We start from the raw sequence: 19826 nt of genomic DNA, 5'->3' as shown, positions 1-19826 counted from the left end.
CAGAAAAATCATTTCCCTGCGACTTTGCGTCCACGCGGATGGATCTTGTACTTAGAGACTTTGAATTCCCATGAGCACCCCCAACCCTACAGAGAACAGCAACAACAAAACCATCGCAATCATTGGCGCAGGCATATCTGGGCTGGCCTGCGCCCAGGCCTTAGTCGAAGCGGGCCACTGCGTCCATGTATTTGACAAAAGTCGGGGCCCCTCCGGCCGAATGAGCACGCGCCGCAGCAGCGATGGAGACATTGATTGGCAGTGTGACCACGGAGCCCAGTATTTCACGGCATATCATGCTGAGTTTCGAAAACAGGTCTCCGATTGGCAGCAGGCAGGCGCTGCGCAGGTTTGGCAGGGCCGCATCGGCAAACACGATGGTCATGACTTCGCCTTGCAAGACAGCTTTTTGGAGCGCTTTGTCGGCACCCCACGCATGACCTCTCCGGCTGCACATATGGTGCGCGACATGCATGCCATATCGCAATCTGTGCGTTTTCAGTGGCAAGCCACCGTCCAGCCTTTGCAACCGCGTTCGGCGTTTGGCTGGATGCTGCAAAGCCAGGAGCATGGTACCGAGCCACACCGCTACGAAGCGGTTGTGCTTGCCGTTCCGGCACCCCAGGCCGAACCGCTGCTGGCAGGTGTTGCACCGCAAGCCTCTGCCCTTGCACGCAATGCCAGGATGCTGCCCTGCTGGGCACTCATGGTGCGCTGCCATCAACCGTTGTCATTGCCGGTAGACGGCTGCTTTGTCGAGCACAGCCCATTGCGTTGGATCGCACGCGACAGCAGCAAACCTAGCCGAGGCGGCACCGAAACCTGGCTGCTACATGCCGCACACAGTTGGAGCGAGGCACATTTGGAAGACGATGCCGCAACTGTCACGGCCGCACTGCTGCATGCATTTGCGCAACTGGGAGGCCCCGATCCCGCCAGTGTTCTGACTACCGCTCATCGCTGGCGCTATGCCGACACCGCCAACCCATTGAACGCGGGCGCATGGTGGGACGCTGCAGCAGGTTTGGGAATGTGCGGAGACTGGATGCACAGCGGCAGCGTGGAAGGTGCCTGGCTGAGCGGACGGAGCCTGGCCCGGCATGTCCACACCGCGCTGCACGCATACGCGGGCTGAGACCGAAAGAGGTATACCGTGCACCGCAAACCGCATTTACCTGAAAAGTTATGCCTTTGCTGCGGGCGCCCATTTGCCTGGCGCAAAAAGTGGGCTCAGGTGTGGGACGAGGTCAAATACTGCTCCGAACGCTGCCGACGGCAGCGCAAGCAGTTACCTCCATCTGGGGAGCAGACATGAGCACGGTGCTGCTCTGGTTACGCAACGACCTACCTCGGCAACCGTGTGCGCCAGGTGGCGGCCAGCTATCTGATCCATGATCTTGGCTGTGACTGGCGCGCCGGCGCTGCCTGGTTTGAGTCACAGTTGCTTGACTACGACGTCTACAGCAACCATGGCAACTGGCTGTACATTGCCGGTCGGGGTACGGATCCACGCGGGGGGCGCCGCTTTGATCCTGTCAAGCAAGCTGCGACCTACGACGCTGATGGCGCCTACCAGCGCCTGTGGGGTAAAGCATGAGCGATAGTACGACCGCCACCCACAGCGCACATACACTGCGTCTGGTACTGGGAGATCAGCTCAACCCGGAACACAGTTGGTTTCGGCAGGTGGACCTGCAGGTGGTGTATGTGCTGATGGAGGTGCGTCAGGAAACCGACTACGTGCTGCACCACGCACAGAAAATCCTGGCCATTTTTGCTGCCATGCGCGACTTTGCGCGCAAGCTGCGCGCTGACGGCCACCGGGTTCGTTATGTGTCGATCGACGATGCCAGTAACCGCCAGTCCATACCCGAAAACCTGGCGGCGCTTGCTGTGCACTACGGTGCCCGCACGGTGCAATGGCAACAGCCCGACGAATGGCGGCTGAACTCCCAACTACAGGCCTGGGCTAGCAGCCAGCAGCTGAGCTGCACTGCAGTAGACAGCGAACACTTCCTGACGGCACGCGATGACCTGGCGACCCAGATGCGTGGGCGCCGCCAGTGGTTGATGGAGCATTTCTACCGTACCATGCGCCGCCGTTACGGACTGCTGCTGGACGAGCATGAACAGCCCGTTGGCGGACAGTGGAACTTTGACCACGACAACCGCAAACCCTGGCCAGGAACCCCTGTCGAGCCTGAGGACTGGCGTCCCCTTCACGACCACAGCGCGCTCTGGGGGATCGTGCAGCGCAGCGATGTGCAAAGCTTTGGTGACGCGCAGGCGGACGCCCTGCGTTGGCCATTGAACCGGCAAGAGGCAATGCGCTGCCTTGGGGCATTTGTCACCCATGCACTGCCGCACTTTGGCGAGTATGAAGACGCCATGTCCAGCCAAGCGCCGCGCTTATTCCACTCTTTGCTTTCGTTCGCGTTGAACGTGAAGATGCTGCGACCTCTGGAGGTGCTGCAGTCTGCCGAAGCCGCATGGCGCTCAGGCCACGCGCCGCTAGCTGCTGTGGAAGGCTTTGTGCGCCAGATCCTCGGCTGGCGTGAGTACATACGCGGCATCTATTGGGCACATATGCCGGGCTACGAAAGTCGCAACGCGCTGGACCACCACTTGTCGCTTCCGCACTGGTTCTGGACCGGGGACACGCATATGCGCTGTTTGCAGCAGTCCATCAAGCAGTCGCTGCAAACCGCCCATGCCCACCATATCCAGCGGCTGATGGTGATCGGCAACTTTGCCTTGCTGGCGGGGCTAAATCCGACGGAGCTGCACCGCTGGTACCTGGGCATCTACATCGACGCTTTTGAGTGGGTAGAGCTGCCCAACACCCTGGGAATGAGCCAGCGCGCCGATGGCGGCCTGATTGCCACCAAACCCTATGTCAGCAGCGGAGCCTATCTGCAGCGCATGGGCGACTATTGCCAGGGTTGCGCGTACACCCCAAAGCAGAAAATCGGCCCGAGTGCCTGCCCTTTCAACGCTCTCTACTGGGACTTTTTTGCGCGTCATGTCGAAGAACTTGGCAGCAACCACCGGTTGGCGTTGGTCTATCGACAATGGCAGAAATTCACGCCTGAGCAGCAATCAGCGTTGCGCGCACATGCTCAGCAACTGCGCGAGCAGCTCGACAACCTGTAGCAACGACATCACCGAGGCCTACCATGCAATCTCTGCCCACTGGTTACCGTGCTCTCATTCTTGGAGCCTCCGGCGCTATAGGCGCAGCCATTGCATCGCAGCTGGAGGCAGATCCGCGCTGTGCCGCGGTCGCCGCTCTGAGCCGTAGCAGCAGTCCCGCCGTCGACTTTGGAGCCCTGGACTCCATCGCAGTTGCCGCCGACTCGCTGCGTCAGCAAGGTCCCTGGCACCTGATTGTGGTTGCCACAGGAATGCTCAGCGGCCCAACCGGCACTCCCGAAAAGCGACTGGCTGACCTGAACGCCGCACACATGGCAGCCAGTTTTACCATCAACACCATCGGCCCGGCCCTGGCCTTGGCACACTTCTCACAGTTGCTTCCAAAGAACGAGCCCGGCGTGCTTGCGGTTCTGTCGGCCAAGGTTGGCAGTATCGGCGACAACCGTCTTGGTGGCTGGTATAGCTACCGAGCCTCGAAGGCAGCACTGAACATGCTGCTCAAGACCGCGTCTATTGAAATGGCTCGCACCCATCCAAAAGCTGTCCTGGCAGCCCTGCATCCCGGCACCGTTGACTCGGCTTTGTCGGCTCCGTTTCGCGGTGCTCAGATCGGCCGCCACCCTACCGATGCTGCGCGGGATTTGTTGGCGGTATTAGACGGCCTGCAGCCAAAGGACAGCGGCGGCTTCTGGGCATACGATGGAGAACGCCTGCCCTGGTGAGTCTTTTGTTCACTTCCAAAAAAGGAGAACCCCATGCGCATCCTGTTAACCGGAGGCACCGGACTCATTGGACAAGCCCTCTGTCGGCTCTGGCGGTGCCAAGGTCACGACCTTTGGGTGTGGAGCCGAACGCCTCAGCAGGTAGAGAAATTGTGCCTGGGCTCCAAGGGTATAGCGCAACTTGAATCACCCAATGGCAGCGCTCCATTCGATGCTGTCGTCAACTTAGCGGGAGCACCCATTGCAACTCACCGATGGTCTGCAGAGCGCTGCGGGCTTTTGTGGAACAGTCGAATTTACCTAACGCGAACCTTGGTGGATTGGATGGAAAGGCAAGTTTCGATACCGCCAGTGTTGATCTCGGGATCTGCTGTAGGCTGGTACGGTGACGGCAAAGAACAGTGGTTGTCAGAGGACAGTTCACTGGGCAACATCGATTTCGGAAGCCGCCTTTGCGTGGCCTGGGAACAGGAGGCTGCACGCGCGCGCCAGTTGGGAGTGCGCGTTGTATCGCTGCGCACCGCCCCAGTGTTGTCGTCTACTGGGGGAATGCTGGCACGGCTGCTGCCGACATTTAAACGAGGCCTTGGTGGCAAGCTGGGAAGCGGCTATCAGTGGATGCCCTGGATACACATCGAGGACCAAGTCGCACTTATCGACTACCTTCTTAACAATGAGATCTGTAGCGGTGCGTACAACGCTTGCGCACCTGAGGTAGTGCGCAATATTGACTTCACGCAAATCCTCGCACGGGAGTTAGGCAAACCGGCCATATTTCACATTCCGGCCTGGGCGTTGCGACTGGCACTGGGGGAAATGTCCGTTCTGTTGCTAGGAGGTCAGCGCGTGATTCCGCAGCGCGCACAGGAAGCAGGATTTTCTTGGCGATACCCGGAACTATCCGGAGCGTTAAGCCACCTGCTTCGCGAGCCTTGAACTAGCTGCCACTTGACATGGCTTTGTTGAATTACAGGGACTTCCCATAGATGCAAGCACTGATGGGGATTTTTTGAACACCTTGCCTGCAAGGCGATCAAGGTGCTTGAACCAAGGAACAGAATGCACATCTACAGACGGGGTTTGGCACGAGGTGTGCGGCCCCAGAAACGAACTGCTCAGCAGGGCTCCATTCAAATCACGTGATGTCATACGACTCACAATGCAACAATCGAGCTTGCCTGCTGCCGGTCTGACCTGTTCATTGCATCGTTGATTTCACGTCTGGCATGTTGGATTCATTGCTTTAAGCCATCACCGAAGCTGGCTGCATGGGCGAGGTCTGATGTGCGCAGCTTCGGAGGATCGCTCATGAATCATGAGTGCCCACAGGATGCGAGCATTTTTGTTGGTCAAGGCAACCACGGCTTTTTGCCAGCCACTGCGCTGTCTCAGGGCGATGGCCCACTGAGAGATGGAATCAAGCTAAATCGACCAAACTCTCGCTACGGTTACAACACGGTCGGCACCACATTGCCGATTTGTATTTTGAGCCAGATACGGGGACTTGGGGTTTGGCCTAGAGCGAAGCCTGTCTCACCAAGAAACGAGACTTCATGCTCACCTCAAAGCGCCCCCTGGACCACGGTGCTGAATTCACCTCTCCACCCGCATCCTCATCGTTCATCTTTTGCATCAATTTAGAACCCGCCTCCAATCTAAGGCACTGATTCTTTCAGCCCTTGGCGGCAATACAAAAAGGGGAAGTTCCAAGGGAGCCTGTCCCTTATCTATCGCGAGTAGATCCCACTGCTGTCGCAGTGTTTCGAAAGTTGAATCCAGGTAGTCATTGGCTTCTTCATAGCCAATCCCCAACTGCTTAGCGCCGATCAACAGGTTGTTTGTGTTGGCTCCTGAGTCACCATTGCGACGAAGGCCCATGGACAGTGAACGAGGTGATTGAAGATGTTCGTCGTTTGGCGTGTTCGGAGCAATGTCGTATGCAGGCGAAAGCTTCCAACCGTCTTGGGTGCACAAGAAGCCGTGGTTTCTAGGGTGATCATCTGCATTACCGACAAGAACGTTGAAGGCCATACGGCGCCATAGTTCTTCGGTGTGCTCCCGCACCCCCCAGCGCATTGCATTCATGGCCAGGCCTATGTAGGTACGGTTTGGATTGTTCCTCGACGCGGCTGCCCCGCCCAAGACTGTAGCGGCACTTGCGAAGTGCACTCGAAGACAAGTTCCGTCCTTCAACAGCTTTCGGTCAAAGCGCTTGACGAGGATGGCTCCGCGTTCATGTCGGCAGACATATTCAACCTCAGCAGCATCAATACCGCAAAGTCGCGCCAACCTCATGCACACATATTCCCGAAGGGTAGACGCAGGATCATCTTGGCCGTCCGCGAATTTGGCAATCCACTGCTGCCCTTTGTGAAAAACCGTCATCTTGGGACGCTCACCTCCAAGACCGGTTGAAATGTGCCCTGCAACTTTGTGGACCACATGAGAGCTCGATGTGGCAGGGTCAAAGAAGTCCATGGCCTCAATCATGGCCTGCGAGCTATGAGGCTTAAACGCGAGCTTTTCAGAGATGTTGTCGCAGAGCTCAATGGCTCCGACTGCATCACCAGCGCCGAATTCAAGGGCTTGCAAGCTGGTCAGGCTTGAGACTGCTTTACTACGTTGCAACATGTTCAGCCCGAACCCTTCTGGCTTCACATCACGGAAAATGTCATGCAGGCCTTCATAGTCGGTGGTCTTGGAGACGCCGCTGTACCGAGACAATTGGTTCTGGTCCAAAGGAATGGCTTGGGGCATTACCCGGTAGCTTGGGTCGTAGTGGAACGAGCCCAGCATTTTTGAGCCATCCACCGCAAGCTGATATTCCCCCGCAACGATGGGCTCGGCCTGATCAGGGAGCCAGATCCATACGGGTTTTCTTGTGTCCGTCATGCATTACGTTTCTCACGCACTCGCTTAGGCTGTGCTGACTCCAGCAGAGTGAATTCATGATCATTGATGCCAACGTTCTTCAGGTGAACAAGAACGTCGTCTATAAGATCCACTGCCCATAGAGCTTTCAGTACAAAGCCGAACTGCACGCTGACAGCTCCCATTTCGATGTTCAAGATGGTGCTTTTTGAGATGCCACATCGCTCCGACAGCTCCACTTGCGTCCAATTACGCGCAATTCTTGCTGTGCGTATCTTCGCTCCTAGCAGCCGTGCCACATCCTCTGCCTCAAAAGGGAGCATGGCAGTGTTTGACGATTTTTCATAACAATGATCTTATAAAAGTGTGTTTAAACAATTCGTAATTTACATAAAAACTATTTAAACAAAAAATCCAATTAAAATTAAAAGAGCGTACGCTCAATAAAAAATCCGAATGCACTGACTACTTGGATCGACGACGCTGCAAAGCCACAACCTGTTGACCCGTCACGAGAAAATCGACCGCTACGACTAGAAAATTCTTTGCAGCGCCAACGACAACTTGCATTAACATCTTGATTAGAGCCCGAACTCCAACAACGCGAATTCCACCCGTGGCTCTATCATCAAACGAGCTGATAACTAATTGCGCTCATTAATAATTAAGGATCCAAGGCTGTATTACTCTCCCGCGAAAAAAACCTAGATCCATCTCACGGAGAGCCGTATCCCGGATTGCGCGCAGCGGATGAAAAATGGCCATCGCGGCCTTGGTCAATAAGAATGCTCGTAGCCGCTGGGCGATGATGGCACGCCTGCAAAGTTTTGAACCACTCTCACCAGCACAAGACAAACTGACGTCGCAGCTTAAAAACTCTTTGAGATTACCAGACGTAAAATCTAAATCATCTATTTAGATATAAGTAATTTTTTATATTGTTCAAGAAGCAAAAAGAATGAATCATTATTTCCATTTTTATTTTCTTTAAAAGATATTTCCTCTTTAACAAATGCATGAAAGTATTTTAATGCCAAGTAAAAAATATTATTATCTAAAGATTCCATGCTTTCCGGTCTGACACTCTTCAAATCAGGATGTTTCCACAATATTTGAAATACGATAGCGACTGGCGCAAGTGCATGACGCCCCATCGCCCCATTAATCAAATCCTCTTTATCAAAATGAGTGAAACCATAGAGGCTTTTATCAAGTCTTTTTAGTTCGTCAGCTGTAAAAATTCGCAAGGGGTTCAATTTCCATTGTGGATCTTGAATTTTTGCATTTACCTCGGTAAAAGTTAAACCTTCTGATGGGTGAGTACCAAATGTCATGACGGCTATTGCAAGCTGTAAGTGAAGCTAAATTTCAAAGCATCTATTTTGCACCATAAATGGTGGTGCATAGATGGTGCTAGAACTCGACAGTTGGACCATGAAAAGTCCACATGACATCGATGCTCAGCGTGCGGTCGCTGCAGAAATTAAGTACAGAAGGGGATTGCTAAAAGTCAGTCAAGAGGAGCTAGCACATCTCGCCGGCGTCCATCGTACGTTCATAGGAAAGTTGGAAGTTGCGCAGACCCAACCGTCAATTTGTGTACTTTTTAGACTTGCTCAAGCTCTAGAAGTTGAATTTTCAGAACTAGCAACTGCAATCGAAAGACGTTACAGGATTGAAGTTGAAGGTCGACACTCCGACTCTCAACCAACTATGAGAGGTACTTGAAGGCGATACCTAATCGCCACGACAGGAGATTGGATATGTAGATGCTATGTACGAGAAGGCAAAAATTCTATTCTCGAACGAGGCGTATCCAAGCTTGGCAGCGGCTGAGCTGCACAGATGACACAGCCTCCAGAGGCGAGCAACCACCTAGAAAAGCTGATTGATTCTGGTAGACCACAGCAGCCCAGACAAAGTAAACAAAGATTGCACAAAGTCAAAGATTTGTCGTATGGGCAAGCCGAACAGATGCTTCATGGCCTGGCAACACTGGATGGCTGCATGTGAGAACTGGGGGCAGTGGCAAACCATGAGTCCAGCCAGATGGTCAGAGAACCACTGGCCTTGAGTGCGGCGTTGTACTGCTTCCAGTTGGTAGAGCGATAGCGGTCCTTGGAGTGCGGGAGCTGACTCAGCGCGTAAGGAAAGCTGACGCAAAGTGGCGATTTATGCAACAACGCTGCATCAGGCGGTCTTTTGGGACACACACATCATCTAACAAAAAGAGTGTTAGATGAAATATTTCTCCTATAAAAATTGGTCTTCATCTAACAAACTTCCGACAATAAGGTTATGGCCCATGGCGTCCATATCGCCCCAGCGCACGCCAAAGCGTGTTTCATAGACCCACGTTTTTTGCTCGGGCAGCTCAATTCTCATAACTCTGGCACTCCTCAATGGCGGTATTAGCAGGCGGCTCATAGTCATCCTGCTCTAGTTTCTTTGGAGGATGGCGCCCACCCGGGCGAACACTAGCCTATGGACTTTGGCGCAATACAGATTGATACGCTGTCACCTTCTCTGCACGGCTATGGGAAGTGCTCAGCATAGAATCGCCCGCATCGCGGTATTTGTGACAGGACATAAGCAAAGCCGCGCAAGTTAGTTTTCCCATTCAATATTCAAGCGAGACTACCCCGATGACGAACGATGAAATCCTGGCCCAATACGGCCCGCGCGAGGCCATGGAATATGACGTGGTGGTGGTTGGCGGAGGCCCCGGCGGCCTGGCCACCGCCATCCGCCTCAAGCAGCTGGCTGCTGAAAAAGGTCAGGATGTTTCGGTTGTCGTTCTGGAAAAAGGCTCCGAGCCCGGCGCACATACCCTGTCGGGCGCCATCATGGACCCCCGCGCTCTGACCGAACTGATCCCCGACTGGAAGGCCAAGGGCGCCCCCCTGAACCAGCCCGTGACCGAGGACGCCATGGTGTTCCTGGGCGAGAAGGCTTCGCTGCGAACGCCCAACTGGCTGCTGCCCAAGTGCTTTCACAACGAAGGCAACTACATCGTGCGCCTGGGCTTTGTCACCAAGTGGCTGGCCGAGCAAGCTGAAGCGCTGGGCGTGGAAATCTTCCCCGGCTTCACCGCCGCTGAAGTGCTCTACAACGAAGACGGCTCGGTCAAGGGCGTGGCCACCGGCAATATGGGTATCAGCAAGGAAGGCGAGCCCACGGGCGACTTCCAGCTGGGCATGGAGCTGCACGGCAAGTACACGATATTTGCCGAAGGCGCACGCGGCCATCTGGGCAAACAAATCATCGCCAAGTACTCGCTGGACGCCAACCGCGACCCGCAGACTTACGGTCTGGGCATCAAGGAACTGTGGGAAATCGACCCCGCCCGCCACAAGCCCGGCATGGTGGTGCACACCGCTGGCTGGCCCATGAAGAGCGACACCTACGGCGGCGCCTTCCTGTACCACCTGGAAGACAATCTGGTCACGCTGGGCTTCATCACGGGTCTGGATTATTCCAACCCCTACCTGTCTCCTTTCGAGGAAATGCAGCGCTGGAAGACCCACCCCAACATCCGTTACTACCTGGAAGGCGACGAAGCCAAGGGCATCAAGCCCGGCAAGCGCATCTCCTACGGTGCCCGCGCCATCACGGCTGGCGGTATCTCCAGCCTGCCCCGCTTTGTGTTCCCCGGTGGCGCACTGGTCGGCTGCGAAGCTGGTTTCCTCAACGTCAGCCGCATCAAGGGCAGCCACGCTGCCATCAAGACCGGCATGCTGGCCGCTGAAGCCGCGTATGCCGCGCTGGTGGCGGGCCGTCAGCACGACGAACTCAACTCTTACACCCATGCGTTTGAAAACAGCTGGCTGTATGAAGAGCTGTGGAAGGCGCGTAACTTCAAGGCATGGTTCAAGAAGGGCCTGACCACCGCTTCGATCATGAACGGCCTGGAGCAGTTTGTGCTGCGCGGCAACATCCCATGGACGCTGCACCGCAACAAGCCCGACCATGCATACCTGAAGCCCGCAGCCGAATGCACCCCCATCGAGTACCCTAAGCCCGATGGCAAGCTGACCTTTGACCGCCTCTCCAGCGTGTTCATCAGCAGCACCAACCATGCGGAAAACCAGCCAGCGCACCTGACGCTCAAGGACGCTAGCGTCCCCGTCAACGTGAACCTGACCAAGTTTGCCGGCCCCGAGCAGCGTTACTGCCCCGCGGGCGTGTACGAGTTTGTGGAAGATGATGCCAACGCTGGCAAGCAGCGCCTGCAGATCAATGCCCAGAACTGCGTGCACTGCAAGACCTGCGACATCAAGGACCCGACCCAGAACATCGTCTGGGTGACACCAGAAGGCGGCGGCGGCCCTAACTATTCGGGTATGTAAGCTGCTCTGAATTTCATCAAAAAAAGCCTGCACGGGTCAGCCTGTGCAGGCTTTTTTGTGGCCGAAACAGGGGGCAAAGCAGCTCAAACAACAGATTTACATGCAGCCAAGGCGCTGGCCTGCCAAAGTTTTACATTCAGCAAAAACCGTAGCACTCGCTGCTTGCTGCGGCGATGAAGGCACTGCTGCGCAATCCTCAAATCCAGGCCTTCCGCGCAGATTTCAGCAGGCAGACCACCTTCCACGCAGGAAAAATGCAGCAAATGAAGCCATAAAAGGCGCAGGCGACGCAATATTGCGCGTCTTCCAACTTCATTACCGCACTCTTAATCTAATCATTTACTGCTTTGCGCAGCTTTCATGCCATTTTTTCGCAATCCACGTATAGGGATAAACAGGGTTATCGCAAGCGAGAAGACAGGCAGGTCGGTGCAGTAGACTTTCCCGCGAGGCGCTGTGTCTTCAAGCACTGCAGCCTTAATTCATCTGATACATACAACAATCGCTGGAGATACACATGAAGCAGCTGTCCTTGGCACGCATGGGCGCACTGGCCCTGGCAATTTCCGCCATGACGGGCGCCTACGCCGCCGACACCAAGTCCGTGGCCGTGACCGCCATTGTTGAGCACCCCGCTCTGGATGCAGTGCGTGATGGCGTCAAGGACGCCCTGAAGGCCGCCGGCTACGAAGACGGCAAGACCCTGAAGTGGCAATACCAGAGCGCTCAGGGCAACACCGGCACCGCAGCGCAGATCGCCCGCAAGTTTGTGGGTGACAAGCCTGATGCCATCGTCGCCATCGCCACGCCTTCCGCTCAGGCCGTGATCGCTTCGACCAAGACAGTGCCCGTGGTGTTCTCCGCCGTGACCGACCCCGTAGCCGCCAAGCTGGTGCCTAGCTGGGAAGCCTCCAAGAACAACGTCACCGGCGTGTCCGACCTGCTGGCTCTGGACAAGCAGATGGATCTGGTCAAGCAGGTCGTGCCCAATGCCAAGCGCATCGGCATGGTCTACAACCCCGGTGAAGCCAACTCCGCCGTGGTCGTGAAGGAACTGCAGGCTCTGCTGCCCAAGATGGGCTGGACACTGGTGACTGCAGCGGCTCCCCGCTCGGTGGACGTTTCCAGCGCCGCCCGCTCGCTGGTGGGCAAGGTCGATGTGATCTATACCAACACCGACAACAACGTGGTGTCGGCCTATGAGTCGCTGGTCAAGGTGGGTCAAGACGCCAAGATTCCTCTGGTGGCTTCGGACACTGACTCCGTCAAGCGCGGTGCTGTGGCAGCCTACGGCATCAACTACCGCGATCTGGGCGAGCAGACCGGCCGCATGGTCGTGCGTATCCTCAAGGGCGAGAAGGCTGGCGACATCAAGCCCGAAGTCTCCACCAAGATGGAACTGTTCGTGAACCCCGGCGCTGCTGAAAAGCAAGGCGTGAAGCTGTCTGACGCTCTGGTCAAGGCTGCGGCCACCGTGGTCAAGTAAATCCCGGTCTGTGACTTGCGCTGCAGCCACTATGGCTTGCAGCGCCAGCACAGCGGCAGGTGCCATGGTGACATGGCCCTGCCGATTTTTTTAGACGTCTGCCGCGCCTGTCGCTTCCTCTATGTCTTTATTTTCCGTTCTCGGTGCCATTGAAATTGGCCTGATCTTCAGCCTGGTGGCGCTGGGCGTCTTCATCTCATTCCGGTTGCTGCGCTTTCCCGACCTGACGGTCGATGGCAGTTTCCCTCTGGGTGGTGCCGTCTGCGCCATTCTGATTTCCACGGGCACCAACCCCTGGCTGGCCACGCTGGCCGGTACGGCTGCGGGCGCTGTGGCAGGCTTCATCACGGGCTGGCTCAACGTCAAGCTCAAGATCATGGACCTGCTGGCCTCCATCCTGATGATGATTGGCCTGTACTCGATCAACCTGCGCGTCATGGGCGGTCCCAATGTGCCCCTGATCAATGAGCCCACGCTGTTCACCATGCTGCAGCCTGACAACATTGAAGACTATGTGATGCGCCCCATCATCTTGCTGGGCTTTGTCATCGTGGCCAAGCTGGCGCTGGACTGGTTCTTTGCCACCGAGCGTGGCCTGGCCATTCGCTCCACGGGCTCTAACGCCCGTATGGCACGTGCACAGGGCGTCAACACCGGCGCCATGATTTTGCTGGGCATGGCGATCTCCAACGGCCTTGTCGGTCTAGCTGGCGCGCTGTTTGTGCAGACACAGGGCGGCTCTGACATCTCCATGGGCATCGGCACCATCGTGATTGGTCTTGCTGCAGTGATCGTGGGCGAAACCATTCTGCCTTCACGCAAGATCATCTGGGCGACGCTCGCCGTGGTGATTGGCGCCGTGGTCTACCGCTTCTTCATCGCCGCCGCGCTCAATATCGACGCGATTGGCCTGAAGGCGCAGGACTTGAACTTGGTGACGGCAGTGCTGGTCACCATCGCTCTGATCATTCCGCAAATCAAGAAAAAGCTGAGCAAGCGTAAATAAAGAAGAAGGACTGCGGAGAACACCATGCTGAACGCACAAAACCTCGAACTCACCTTCAACCCCGGCACGCCGATTGAGACACGCGCCCTGCGCGGTCTGTCGCTGTCCATCCCTGATGGCCAGTTTGTCACCGTCATCGGCTCCAACGGCGCGGGCAAGTCCACATTTTTGAACTGCGTCTCTGGCGACCAGAGCGTGGACAAGGGCAAGATTGAAATCGCCGGCATCGACATGACGCGCATGCCCGTCTGGTCCCGCTCCAAGCAGGTCGCCCGCGTGTTTCAGGACCCGATGGCCGGTACTTGCGAAGACCTGTCCATCGAAGAAAACATGGCGCTGGCGCATGAGCGCGGCAACTTTCGCGGCCTGTCCAAGGCCGTAAAGGCCGCCAACCGCGACCTGTACCGCGAACGCCTGTCCACGCTGGGTCTGGGCCTTGAAAATCGCCTGTCCGACCGCATCGGCCTGCTGTCTGGCGGCCAGCGCCAGGCCGTGAGCCTGCTGATGGCTGCGCTGCAGCCCTCGCGCATTCTGCTGCTGGACGAGCACACGGCCGCGCTGGACCCGCGCACCGCAGAATTTGTGCTGCGGCTGACCGACCGCATCGTGCAGGAAACCAAACTGACCACCATGATGGTCACGCACAGCATGCGCCAGGCGCTGGATGTGGGCACGCGTACCGTCATGCTGCACCAGGGCAATGTGGTGCTGGACGTGAGCGGCGAAGAGCGCGCCAAGATGGATGTGCCCGACCTGCTGCACATGTTCGAGAAGGTTCGCGGCGAAAAGCTGTCGGATGATGCATTGCTGCTGAGCTGATCGAACAGCACGCCGCACTCCACAGCGAGCCAATCGCTATCAAAACAGAAGCTGCCATCGCTTTATCTATAAGCGCTGGCAGCTTTTTTCATTCAAAATAATAACTATCGCCCAGCGATAAAGTTAATTTGACTTTATTAATTGACGAAATGACTAACAAATCAGCCTAAACATCAGCATTCAAGATCTTCAGCAGCCAAAGACCCGCCCAACAAAGACGACGAATCGACGAAGGTTTAAGGATATTTGAGAAAACCTCTGAATACTCAGTTATTCGATATGAATCAATAACTTAGGCATTCAAATCAGTGGCAAACGCCAGCTCGCCCGGCGCCTGCTGCACAGCACAGGCGCAAATCGCTCACAATCGGCACCCTGTCGGCAGCCTCTGAGGACGATGCATGTCATCGCGCATCACGCTGACCGCGTTGATATCCGGGTCAACCGGACATCACAACGCCACTTACAACATGAAGCAACGGCTTGTACCCAAGCCACTTTCCGCCTGCTTTATGCGCTGCAAAAATCAGAATCTCTCATGAGCGATAGCCAAGCAAAAACTGACAACGGTGGTTTGCACCGTTCCCTCAAGGCCCGCCATATGTCGATGATCGCCATCGGCGGCTCCATCGGCACCGGCCTTTTCGTGGCCTCGGGCGCGACGATTTCTCAGGCCGGCCCTGGCGGTGCCCTGCTGGCCTATATGGTCGTCGGCCTGATGGTCTACTTTTTGATGACCAGTCTGGGCGAAATGGCCGCGCACATGCCCGTGTCCGGCTCGTTTGCCACCTATGGTGCCAAGTATGTGGACGAAGGCTTTGGCTTCGCCCTGGGCTGGAACTACTGGTACAACTGGGCCGTGACCATTGCGGTCGATCTGGTGGCCGCACAGCTGGTCATGGCCTACTGGTTCCCCGGCACCAACGGCATGCTCTGGAGCGCCCTGTTTCTGGCGCTGATGTTTGGACTCAACGCTCTCTCAGCCAAAGGCTTTGGCGAGTCAGAGTTCTGGTTCGCTGCCATCAAGGTCACCACGGTGCTGGTCTTCATCGGCATTGGCGTGCTGATGATTTTTGGCATTTTGCAAGGCGGCGCGCCCGAAGGTTTCTGGGGCAATGTCGCCAACTTCACCGCCGGTGATGCACCTTTTGCAGGCGGCTTTGCTGCACTGATTGGCGTGGCCATGGTGGTGGGCTTTTCGTTTCAGGGCACCGAACTGATCGGCATTGCCGCTGGTGAATCGGAAGACCCGGGCAAGAACGTGCCCAAGGCCGTGCGCAAGGTGTTCTGGCGCATTTTGCTGTTCTACGTCTTCGCCATTCTCATCATCGGTCTGCTGATTCCGTACACCGACCCCAAGCTGCTGCGCAACAATCTGGGCGACATTGCTGTCAGCCCCTTCACGCTGGTGTTTGAACGTGCTGGTCTGCTGGGCGCCGCTGCCGTGATGAATGCCGTGGTGCTGACTTCTGTGCTGTCCGCCGGTAACTCGGGCATGTATGCCTCGACCCGCATGCTGTACGCCATGGCAAGTCAAGGCATGGCACCCAAGCTGTTTGCCAGGGTGAACTCCCGCGGCGTGCCCGTGATGGCTCTGATTGCCACCACGCTGATCGCCGCCATGTGCTTCTTCACCAATGTCTTCAGCCCCGGAGTGGTCTATATCTGGCTGCTGAACCTGTCGGGTATGTGCGGCTTTGTGGCCTGGCTGGGCATTGCGATCAGCCACTACCGCTTCCGCAAGGGCTGCGAAGCGCAGAACTTCGACATGAACCAGCTGCCCTACAAGGCGGCGGCTTTCCCCTTCGGCCCCATCTTTGCCTTTGTGCTGTGCCTGGTCATCACACTGGGTCAGAACTATGAAAACCTGATCAAGGACCAGATCGACTGGATCGGCGCCATCGCCACCTATATCGGCCTGCCTTTGTTCCTGGCCATCTGGTTTGGCTACAAGTGGATCAAGGGCACCAAGATCGTCAAATACGAAGAGATGGATCTGCGCGGCTCGGATTAATTTTCAGCCCATCCTCCCCTCAAAAGGCAGCTCCGGCAACGGCGCTGCCTTTTTTATTGACACAGATATGAACCTTTTGATTAGTCTTATCAGACGATTCATGACATGACAAATATCCCCAGAATTCATCCATCACAGGCAACGACCTGCATGGATTTTTAGAGGGGGAAGAGAGCGATGCAAGATAAAAAGATGAGCGCAGCCCTGATGCTGTGCATGGGTTTGATGGCCGGAGCCGCCTTTGCCAAGGTGCCCGCCGCAGAAGCCGACAAGCTGGGCAAGGAGCTGACCTGCACCGGCGCCATCAAGGCAGGTAATGCAGATGGCAGCATTCCCGCCTTTACCGGAAAAATTCTGGGTGTACCGCCCGGTGTGAAGTTCACCAAGTCGGTGGGCCAGTTCCAGCCCGACATCTACGCCAATGAAAAGCCGATCGTAGAAATCACGGCGGCCAACATGGCCCAGTACGCCGACAAACTCAGCGATGGCCAGAAGGCGCTGCTCAAGCGCTTCCCCACCACCATGCGCATCCCCGTCTATCCGGGTCACCGCGACTTCCGTTATGACGACGAAATCTGCGCGGTGATCAAGCGCAACGCACTGGAAGCCGAAGTCGTCAATGAAGGCAATGGCGTCAAAGGCTTCATGGGCGCACTGCCCTTCCCCATCCCCAAGACTGGCCTTGAGCTGTTCTGGAACAACCTGATCCCCAGCCGTGCCAGCACCGAAGAGGTGGAACGCGACATGGCTTTGGTGGGTGCAGGTGGCGATATTGCCTGGGGCCGCACCAGCTACATTCAGCTCAGCCGCTATGACTCCAAGGAAAATCTGGGCAAACCCAACGATGGCAAATACGCGTATGTGACCAACTTCTCGATGCTGCCCGAGCGCGAAAAAGGGGGCGTAATTCTGTCGATTGAGCCCATGAACTTCGGCACAGACAAGCGTCTGGCTTGGGCCTATGACCCCGGCACCCGCCGTGTGCGCCAGTTGCCCGAGTTCGGCTATGACCAGCCCTCCCCCGGCACTAGCGGCAAGGCCACCATCGACTCAGAGCGCCTGTTCAACGGCGGCTCCGAGCGCTATGAGTGGTCCATGCAAGGCAAGCGCGAGATGTACATCCCTGCGAATACCTTCCGTATCAACCAGCAGATCAAGTACGCCGAACTGCTCAAGCCCGGCCACCCCAACCCTGCCTACACCCGCTACGAGCTGCGCCGCGTCTGGGTGCTTGAAGGCAAGCTCAAACCCGGCTACCGCCACGTTTACTCCAAGCGCGTGATGTTCATTGACGAAGACACCGGCCACGCCGTCTCGGGTGACTTCTACGATGCACGTGGCCAGCTGTGGCAGCACGGCGAGATCAACTACTACTACGCCTACGACATCAAGAAGTGGCATGCCGGCACCTCGTTCTACTACGACTTGAATGCCGGCTCTTATGTCAGCATGAATCTGGTGCAGGAACGCCCCAAGGCTCCAATTTTGGGCAAGGACAACCTCAAGCCCAGCCAGTACACCCCCGAAGCGATTCGCAATCTGGGTAACTAAAAAATAGACCGGTGGTTCAACCACTGCGCGCACCACACCGAAAGGTGGGAAGAGAGGCCTTGAGCCTCTCTTTTTTAATCTCATCAAAACAAACAGCGGCTAAGCTTCGGGGGTTCTTCGAGATTTCATTCGCGGACAATGACCTCCATGCAATCTTTGGCCCGCTGGCTCCCTTTTCTCAATTGGCCCAAACCCACACCAGCCCTGCTGCGCGGTGAATTCTGGGCGGGCCTGACTGTCGGCCTGATGCTGCTGCCGCAAGGCGTGGCCTATGCAGCGCTGGCCGGCATGCCGCTGATTACGGGCATTTACGCCTCCATCATTCCGGCCGCCATTGCTGTGCTGTTCAGCCCCTCACCCCGGCTGGGCGTGGGCCCCACGGCGCTCAGCGCGCTGCTGATTGGTGCATCGCTGACGGGCATGGCCGAGCCCGGTTCTACCCAGTGGGTGGCTCTGGCGGCATGGATGGCCATTCTTTCGGGCCTGCTGCAGTGGAGCCTGGGCATGGTCCGCGCGGGCTGGCTGCTCAACCTTGTCACCTCGCCCGTGCTGGCGGGCTTTACCCAAGCGGCGGCTTTGCTGATTCTGGCTTCACAGCTGCCTACGCTACTGGGCATGCGCTCGGACTGGAGCACGGTCTGGAATTCGCCCTCTATTTATCTGTTCAACGGTCAATCCATTGCCTATGGCCTGGGCAGCATGGCCTTGCTGATGCTGGCCAAGAAATGGCGCCCAGCTTTCCCCTCGGCCATTTTCATCATCGGGCTGACCGGCCTCATCAGTTGGGCGACGGGCTTTGCCGATGGCGGTGGCTCGGTCATCGGCCACCTGCCAGCCGGTCTGCCGCACTTTCAGTGGCCGGGCATGCTGGAATGGGAGCAGTTTGCCGGGCTCATCATGCCGGTTCTGGTCATTTCTCTGGTCAGCTTTCTGGAGACCGCCTCCAGTGCGCAGGTCGAGCATCAGCAGGCCGGTACGCGCTGGAATGAAAATCAGGATTTGATTGCACAGGGCCTGTCCAAAATCAGTGCGGGCCTGTTTGGCAGCTTTGCCACCAGCGCTTCATTCTCGCGCTCGGCCGTCAACCTGCTGGCCGGCGCCAAGACGGGCTATGCCAATGTCTTTTCCATTCTGCTGGTGATTGTGGTGGTGCTCTGGTTCATTCCATGGCTGTACCACGTGCCCCAGTCTGCGCTGGCAGCCATTGTGATCACGGCGGTGCTCAATCTGGTCAGGCCCAGCGCCATTCTCAATCTGTTCAAAATTTCCAGAGTCGAGGCCTGCATCAGCGTCGCGACGCTGGTGCTGACCATTGCCACCGCGCCGCGCATGTACTGGGGCGTGTTCGCCGGCATCATGCTCAGCCAGGCCTACTACCTCTACCAGCACCTGCACCCGCGCATTATTGAGGTCGGCCTGCACCCCGATGGCAGCCTGCGCAGCCGCCAGCTCTGGCAGTTGCCGGTGCTCGCACCCCAGCTCATCGCCCTGCGCATGGATGCCGATCTGGACTTTGCCACCGCAACCGCGCTTGAGCGCTATGCAGCCGATGCCTTGCAGCAGTCGCCCCAGACCCAGGACCTGGCGCTGCTGATGCAATCCATCAACAGCATCGACATTACGGGTGTGGAAACCTTTGCCAGACTGGAGCGGCTCGTCACTCTGCGCGGCGGCTTGCTGCATGTGGTGGGACTGAAGCTGCCCGCAGAGCAACGCCTTGAGCGCGCAGGCCTGCTGGGAAGAAAAGGCAGTCCTGTGAGGCTGTATCGAACCGATGCCGAGTTTTTGCAAAGCCTTGGCAATTTCCCCACAAAGCTGACCTAAATCAACGCTACGGATAAACCTGCAGTTACAG

General features: G+C 56.8%; 16 protein-coding genes and 4 pseudogenes. 14 read left to right on the top strand and 6 right to left on the bottom strand.

Going from position 1 to position 19826, the window contains the following annotated elements:
- Positions 1-70: 70 nt before the first annotated feature.
- The 6 genes and pseudogenes from RSF91_RS15455 (at position 71) to RSF91_RS15430 (ending at position 4811) form a co-directional block, all read left to right on the top strand.
- Positions 71-1135 carry an NAD(P)/FAD-dependent oxidoreductase gene (locus tag RSF91_RS15455; RefSeq protein ID WP_332569252.1) on the top strand — a complete coding sequence of 355 codons (1065 nt, stop codon included), beginning with the start codon at positions 71-73 and terminating at the stop codon, positions 1133-1135.
- A gap of 18 nt (positions 1136-1153) precedes the next feature.
- The gene (locus RSF91_RS15450) at positions 1154-1315 is read left to right on the top strand and encodes a DUF2256 domain-containing protein (RefSeq protein ID WP_332569251.1); all 162 of its coding nucleotides are present in this window, start codon (positions 1154-1156) and stop codon (positions 1313-1315) included.
- A 21-nt stretch (positions 1316-1336) separates the two neighbouring features.
- Positions 1337-1597 (top strand): annotated as a pseudogene (locus RSF91_RS15445) (FAD-binding domain-containing protein); the annotation flags it as partial.
- Positions 1594-3153 (top strand): cryptochrome/photolyase family protein, encoded by a 1560-nt coding sequence (locus RSF91_RS15440; RefSeq protein ID WP_332569250.1) that lies wholly within the window; start codon positions 1594-1596, stop codon positions 3151-3153. The pseudogene RSF91_RS15445 and the gene RSF91_RS15440, both read left to right, overlap by 4 nt.
- Positions 3154-3176: 23 nt before the next feature.
- Entirely contained in the window at positions 3177-3875 is a 699-nt protein-coding gene (locus RSF91_RS15435; RefSeq protein WP_332569249.1) for an SDR family NAD(P)-dependent oxidoreductase, read from the top strand.
- 33 nt (positions 3876-3908) lie between these two features.
- A complete protein-coding gene (locus tag RSF91_RS15430) occupies positions 3909-4811 on the top strand; it encodes a TIGR01777 family oxidoreductase (RefSeq protein ID WP_332569248.1) in 903 nt (300 codons plus the stop codon).
- 315 nt (positions 4812-5126) lie between these two features.
- Here the strand turns inward: RSF91_RS15430 and RSF91_RS15425 are convergent.
- The 4 genes and pseudogenes from RSF91_RS15425 to RSF91_RS15410 all read right to left on the bottom strand — a co-directional run.
- A pseudogene (locus RSF91_RS15425) lies at positions 5127-5297 on the bottom strand (IS110 family transposase); the annotation flags it as partial.
- Positions 5298-5507: 210 nt separating this feature from the next.
- On the bottom strand, positions 5508-6767 hold the full coding sequence (locus RSF91_RS15420) for a type II toxin-antitoxin system HipA family toxin (RefSeq protein ID WP_332569247.1): 1260 nt from the start codon (positions 6765-6767) through the stop codon (positions 5508-5510).
- Positions 6764-7069: a helix-turn-helix domain-containing protein gene (locus RSF91_RS15415; protein ID WP_332569246.1), complete on the bottom strand. Its 306-nt coding sequence runs from the start codon at positions 7067-7069 to the stop codon at positions 6764-6766. The genes RSF91_RS15420 and RSF91_RS15415 overlap by 4 nt, the downstream gene beginning before the upstream one ends.
- 588 nt (positions 7070-7657) lie before the next feature.
- On the bottom strand, positions 7658-8080 hold the full coding sequence (locus RSF91_RS15410; RefSeq protein ID WP_332569245.1) for a hypothetical protein: 423 nt from the start codon (positions 8078-8080) through the stop codon (positions 7658-7660).
- A 73-nt stretch (positions 8081-8153) separates the two neighbouring features.
- On the opposite strand from RSF91_RS15410, the gene RSF91_RS15405 reads away from it, so the two are divergent.
- Complete coding sequence (locus RSF91_RS15405) at positions 8154-8474, top strand: helix-turn-helix domain-containing protein (RefSeq protein ID WP_332569244.1); 321 nt, start codon at positions 8154-8156, stop codon at positions 8472-8474.
- Positions 8475-8648: 174 nt separating this feature from the next.
- Here the strand turns inward: RSF91_RS15405 and RSF91_RS15400 are convergent.
- Both RSF91_RS15400 and RSF91_RS15395 read right to left on the bottom strand, forming a co-directional pair.
- Positions 8649-8887 (bottom strand): annotated as a pseudogene (locus RSF91_RS15400) (transposase); the annotation flags it as partial.
- 157 nt (positions 8888-9044) lie between these two features.
- Positions 9045-9131, bottom strand: a pseudogene (locus tag RSF91_RS15395) (acyl-CoA thioesterase); the annotation flags it as partial.
- Positions 9132-9391: 260 nt separating this feature from the next.
- Here RSF91_RS15395 and RSF91_RS15390 point away from each other — a divergent pair.
- The 7 genes from RSF91_RS15390 (at position 9392) to RSF91_RS15360 (ending at position 19795) form a co-directional block, all read left to right on the top strand.
- Complete coding sequence (locus RSF91_RS15390; RefSeq protein ID WP_332569243.1) at positions 9392-11095, top strand: electron transfer flavoprotein-ubiquinone oxidoreductase; 1704 nt, start codon at positions 9392-9394, stop codon at positions 11093-11095.
- A gap of 517 nt (positions 11096-11612) precedes the next feature.
- Positions 11613-12581, top strand: a complete 969-nt coding sequence (locus tag RSF91_RS15385; RefSeq protein WP_332569242.1) for an ABC transporter substrate-binding protein — start codon at positions 11613-11615, stop codon at positions 12579-12581.
- A gap of 121 nt (positions 12582-12702) precedes the next feature.
- Positions 12703-13587, top strand: coding sequence for an ABC transporter permease (locus tag RSF91_RS15380; RefSeq protein ID WP_332569241.1), 885 nt, complete (start codon positions 12703-12705; stop codon positions 13585-13587).
- 24 nt (positions 13588-13611) lie between these two features.
- Complete coding sequence (locus tag RSF91_RS15375; RefSeq protein ID WP_332569240.1) at positions 13612-14406, top strand: ABC transporter ATP-binding protein; 795 nt, start codon at positions 13612-13614, stop codon at positions 14404-14406.
- A 538-nt stretch (positions 14407-14944) separates the two neighbouring features.
- Positions 14945-16420 carry an amino acid permease gene (locus RSF91_RS15370; protein ID WP_332569239.1) on the top strand — a complete coding sequence of 492 codons (1476 nt, stop codon included), beginning with the start codon at positions 14945-14947 and terminating at the stop codon, positions 16418-16420.
- A gap of 177 nt (positions 16421-16597) precedes the next feature.
- Positions 16598-17971 (top strand): DUF1329 domain-containing protein, encoded by a 1374-nt coding sequence (locus RSF91_RS15365; protein ID WP_332569238.1) that lies wholly within the window; start codon positions 16598-16600, stop codon positions 17969-17971.
- Positions 17972-18118: 147 nt separating this feature from the next.
- Positions 18119-19795 (top strand): SulP family inorganic anion transporter, encoded by a 1677-nt coding sequence (locus tag RSF91_RS15360; RefSeq protein ID WP_332569237.1) that lies wholly within the window; start codon positions 18119-18121, stop codon positions 19793-19795.
- Positions 19796-19826: the final 31 nt, after the last annotated feature.

The organism is Comamonas sp. (assembly GCF_036643215.1).
Classification (GTDB): domain Bacteria; phylum Pseudomonadota; class Gammaproteobacteria; order Burkholderiales; family Burkholderiaceae_C; genus Comamonas.
Note: the sequence above shows the minus strand (reverse complement) of the source record. Positions and strands in the feature narration are given on the sequence as shown.

Excerpts from the sequence above, each read along its gene's own strand:
- RSF91_RS15370 (WP_332569239.1), top strand. The coding sequence starts at position 14,945 with ATGAGCGATAGCCAAGCAAAAACTGACAACGGTGGTTTGCACCGTTCC.
- RSF91_RS15420 (WP_332569247.1), bottom strand. The coding sequence starts at position 6,767 with ATGACGGACACAAGAAAACCCGTATGGATCTGGCTCCCTGATCAGGCC.
- RSF91_RS15375 (WP_332569240.1), top strand. The coding sequence starts at position 13,612 with ATGCTGAACGCACAAAACCTCGAACTCACCTTCAACCCCGGCACGCCG.
- RSF91_RS15380 (WP_332569241.1), top strand. The coding sequence starts at position 12,703 with ATGTCTTTATTTTCCGTTCTCGGTGCCATTGAAATTGGCCTGATCTTC.
- RSF91_RS15385 (WP_332569242.1), top strand. The coding sequence starts at position 11,613 with ATGAAGCAGCTGTCCTTGGCACGCATGGGCGCACTGGCCCTGGCAATT.
- RSF91_RS15365 (WP_332569238.1), top strand. The coding sequence starts at position 16,598 with ATGCAAGATAAAAAGATGAGCGCAGCCCTGATGCTGTGCATGGGTTTG.
- RSF91_RS15455 (WP_332569252.1), top strand. The coding sequence starts at position 71 with ATGAGCACCCCCAACCCTACAGAGAACAGCAACAACAAAACCATCGCA.
- RSF91_RS15390 (WP_332569243.1), top strand. The coding sequence starts at position 9,392 with ATGACGAACGATGAAATCCTGGCCCAATACGGCCCGCGCGAGGCCATG.
- RSF91_RS15435 (WP_332569249.1), top strand. The coding sequence starts at position 3,177 with ATGCAATCTCTGCCCACTGGTTACCGTGCTCTCATTCTTGGAGCCTCC.
- RSF91_RS15415 (WP_332569246.1), bottom strand. The coding sequence starts at position 7,069 with ATGCTCCCTTTTGAGGCAGAGGATGTGGCACGGCTGCTAGGAGCGAAG.
- RSF91_RS15360 (WP_332569237.1), top strand. The coding sequence starts at position 18,119 with ATGCAATCTTTGGCCCGCTGGCTCCCTTTTCTCAATTGGCCCAAACCC.
- RSF91_RS15405 (WP_332569244.1), top strand. The coding sequence starts at position 8,154 with ATGGTGCTAGAACTCGACAGTTGGACCATGAAAAGTCCACATGACATC.
- RSF91_RS15430 (WP_332569248.1), top strand. The coding sequence starts at position 3,909 with ATGCGCATCCTGTTAACCGGAGGCACCGGACTCATTGGACAAGCCCTC.
- RSF91_RS15440 (WP_332569250.1), top strand. The coding sequence starts at position 1,594 with ATGAGCGATAGTACGACCGCCACCCACAGCGCACATACACTGCGTCTG.
- RSF91_RS15410 (WP_332569245.1), bottom strand. The coding sequence starts at position 8,080 with ATGACATTTGGTACTCACCCATCAGAAGGTTTAACTTTTACCGAGGTA.